Source organism: Paraburkholderia sp. Ac-20347 (assembly GCF_017104805.1).
Classification (GTDB): domain Bacteria; phylum Pseudomonadota; class Gammaproteobacteria; order Burkholderiales; family Burkholderiaceae; genus Paraburkholderia; species Paraburkholderia tropica.
This window is the reverse complement of sequence record NZ_JAAGPN010000492.1, coordinates 1-2,730: the sequence shown is the minus strand read 5'-3', so window position 1 is coordinate 2,730 and position 2,730 is coordinate 1. Positions and strand designations below refer to the sequence as shown.

Below are 2,730 nucleotides of genomic sequence, written 5' to 3'. Positions count from 1 at the left end.
GCTTGCCGGGCAAGGTCAGCATCACGGTCGCGCAGGTCTTCCCGCGCGGCCTCGCGGCCTGCGCCGCGCTCGAACCGTTCATGCCGCCGGGCGCGCGCATGTGGGGCCGCACGACCGTGGGCGTGCGCTGCGTGGGCGCGAAGCCGTGGACGCTCTACGTGATCGGCCGCATCGCGATCAACGTGACCTACTACGTGGCCGCGCGTCAGATCAACGCAGGCGAGGCGCTCTCCGCCGCCGACTACCTGCCACGCGACGGCGACCTCGCAAGCCTGCCGCAGACCATCATCACCGATCCGCAGCAGGCCAACGGCGCGGTCGCGCTCATGCGCATCACGCAAGGCCTGCCGCTGCGCTCCGACATGCTGCGCAGCGCCTCGTCGGTGGTCATCGGCCAGACGGTCAAGGTGGTCGCCGTGGGCCCGAATTTCACGATTTCCTCCGAGGGCAGCGTGCTCAACAATGCCGCGCCCGGACAGATGGTGCGCGTGCGCACGCCCAACGGGCAGATCATCAGCGGCGTCGTGAAGGACGCCTCGACGGTGGAGATCCAGATTTAGGGTCGAAATAACGGCCGGGACGGCGCAAAACGGGGCTGCGCTCTATGTGCGCCAGCACACGTAACAGCATGTAACGCCGGGACTTTTTCCGCTAAAGTTCGCGCCGCGCCCGCCGTTATCAAGGGCATACGGATCAGGAAGCCCCATCGTGAACATCGACACCTCCAATCGCAACGAAGCGCGCCCGCTGCAAGACAGCCTGGCGCGTACCGGCCAGGGCGATACCGCGAGCGCCATCGGCGCCGGCAGCACGGCGTCTCCCGCCGCGGCCGCCAGCACCGCGTCGACGGGCGGCACTCCCGGAGACGCCAACGTGAGCCTTTCCTCGCTTTCCTCGACGCTGCGCTCGGCGCCGTCGAGCGATAGCGCCGACATCGACATGGATCACGTCCAGTCGATCAAGGACGCTATCAAGAACGGCACGCTGCAGATCGACACCGGCAAGATCGCCGATGGGATCCTCGACACGGCGCGCGGTCTGATCAAGCAGCCGGCAACGGGCAACTGATTGCCTTCGCCGGCCCGCAATCCGCTTTGACTGGTGGTACCGATGAAAGACGACCTGCTCGCCACACTGATCGACGAACACGCCGCTGTTGAGGCTTTCGCGTCGCTGCTCGCCTTCGAAGAGAAGGCGCTCACCTCGGCCGACGGCATGGATTCGCTGCCGCAGATCGTCGAGCAGAAGTCGACGCTCACGCAGCGTCTGGCCGGGCTCGAAAAGGTGCGCGACGCGCAGCTGGCCGGTCTCGGTCTGCCGGGCGGCCGCAAGGGCATCGAACTGGCCTGCGACGGCGACACGCGTCTCACGGGTCAATGGGCGCTGCTCAAGGGTTCGACCGAGCGCGCGCGACGCCAGAACCTCACCATCGGCATGATGATCCGCACGCGCATGGAACATAACCGCCGTGCGCTGGCGATCCTGCGCGGCGAGACCAATACCGGCGCGACGATGCTGTACGGTCCCGACGGCCGTTTGCCTGCGTTCGGGTTGTAAAGCCGGCTGCGATGCCGGCTGTGAGCCTGGATTAAAGCGCGCGGCACGACGCCGCGCAGCGACAGAAAAAGCCGAAGCGGATTGCTTCGGCTTTTTTGTTTTGGCGCGTGCTCCGCGCGCTTTCGTGCATCGCTCCGCGCGCGTCGCGAACGCCCATAAAAAAACCGGAGCGCTTGCGCACTCCGGCTCTTTTCGCTCCGAACCCGCCGCCGCTTAATTCTCGGTGCCGGCCCAGGACATCTCGCGCAGACGCGTACGCAGACGCGCCACCGCCTGGCTGTGCAGCTGGCACACGCGCGACTCGCTCACCTCCATCACCGCGCCGATCTCGCGCAGGTTCATGCCGCGCTCGTAGTACAGCGACATGAGCAGCTTCTCGCGCTCGGGCAGGCGTTCGATCGCTTCGACGAGCGCGCCGCGCAGGCTGTCGTCGAGCAGCGCCGAGAGCGGATCCGAGTGATCGACGCAATAGCGGTCGAGGAACGGCTCGTCCTCGGCGGAACGGTCGAAGTCTTCGTAGTAGATCAGCTGGCTGCCATGCAGGTCCTGCAGCATCGACTGATACTCGTCGAGCGGCATGCTCAGATGGTCGGCGATCTCGGTTTCGCTCGCCGAGCGTCCGAGCCGCTGCTCCACCTGATGCACGGCGCTCTCCACCTCGCGCGAAGTGCGGCGCAGGCTGCGCGGCAGCCAGTCGTTGCTGCGCAGCTCGTCGAGCATCGCCCCACGGATGCGCTGGCTCGCGTAGGTCTCGAACTGCGCGCCCTGGTCTTCCTTGTAGCGGTTGGCCGCATCCATCAGACCGATCATGCCGGCCTGGATGAGGTCGTCCAGATCCACGCTCGCAGGCATTTTCGCCACGAGCTGCAGACCCAGACGCCTGACCAGCGGCGCGTATTTCGCGAGGACATCGGCCTGCGAAATTTTTCCTTGAGCGTTATACATCATGCTCTCCTGCTTCTCTTTTCCCTTGCTGCGCCTGTCGTCCGCCGCACGTCATGCGTGCTGCGGCGCGGGGCGCTGCACGGGCGGGTCCGCCCGCCATCCGGCGTGGGCCGGCGCGGGCGCGGATGGGACGCCTGTGACGGTCGAAACGAATGATTCGGTTTGTGCTGCATGTGCTGCGTGGGCCGAGACGGCGGCGGCGGCCACGCCGGCAGGCGCGGTCTCGAC

The 2,730-nt window shown here is 66.7% G+C and carries 5 protein-coding genes; 4 read left to right on the top strand and 1 reads right to left on the bottom strand.

Going from position 1 to position 2,730, the window contains the following annotated elements; all coding sequences use genetic code 11:
- The 3 genes from flgA to G3N97_RS37920 all read left to right on the top strand — a co-directional run.
- The coding region (flgA, locus tag G3N97_RS37930; protein ID WP_205997870.1) for a flagellar basal body P-ring formation chaperone FlgA at positions 1 to 560 on the top strand (560 nt) is incomplete at its 5' end.
- Positions 561 to 759: 199 nt separating this feature from the next.
- Positions 760 to 1,068: a flagellar biosynthesis anti-sigma factor FlgM gene (gene flgM / locus G3N97_RS37925; RefSeq protein ID WP_241031084.1), complete on the top strand. Its 309-nt coding sequence runs from the start codon at positions 760 to 762 to the stop codon at positions 1,066 to 1,068.
- A gap of 42 nt (positions 1,069 to 1,110) precedes the next feature.
- Positions 1,111 to 1,557, top strand: a complete 447-nt coding sequence (locus G3N97_RS37920) for a flagellar protein FlgN (RefSeq protein WP_065065611.1) — start codon at positions 1,111 to 1,113, stop codon at positions 1,555 to 1,557.
- A 213-nt stretch (positions 1,558 to 1,770) separates the two neighbouring features.
- On the opposite strand, the gene G3N97_RS37915 is transcribed toward G3N97_RS37920, so the two are convergent.
- Positions 1,771 to 2,502, bottom strand: coding sequence for an RNA polymerase sigma factor FliA (locus tag G3N97_RS37915; protein WP_065065662.1), 732 nt, complete (start codon positions 2,500 to 2,502; stop codon positions 1,771 to 1,773).
- Between the two features lies 1 nt (position 2,503).
- Between G3N97_RS37915 and G3N97_RS37910 the strand changes: the two genes are divergently transcribed.
- The coding region (locus G3N97_RS37910; RefSeq protein ID WP_205997868.1) for a hypothetical protein at positions 2,504 to 2,730 on the top strand (227 nt) is incomplete at its 3' end.

Bases quoted from the DNA above. Each gene is read 5' to 3' on its own strand.
- G3N97_RS37915 (WP_065065662.1), bottom strand. From the start codon at position 2,502: ATGTATAACGCTCAAGGAAAAATTTCGCAGGCCGATGTCCTCGCGAAA.
- G3N97_RS37920 (WP_065065611.1), top strand. From the start codon at position 1,111: ATGAAAGACGACCTGCTCGCCACACTGATCGACGAACACGCCGCTGTT.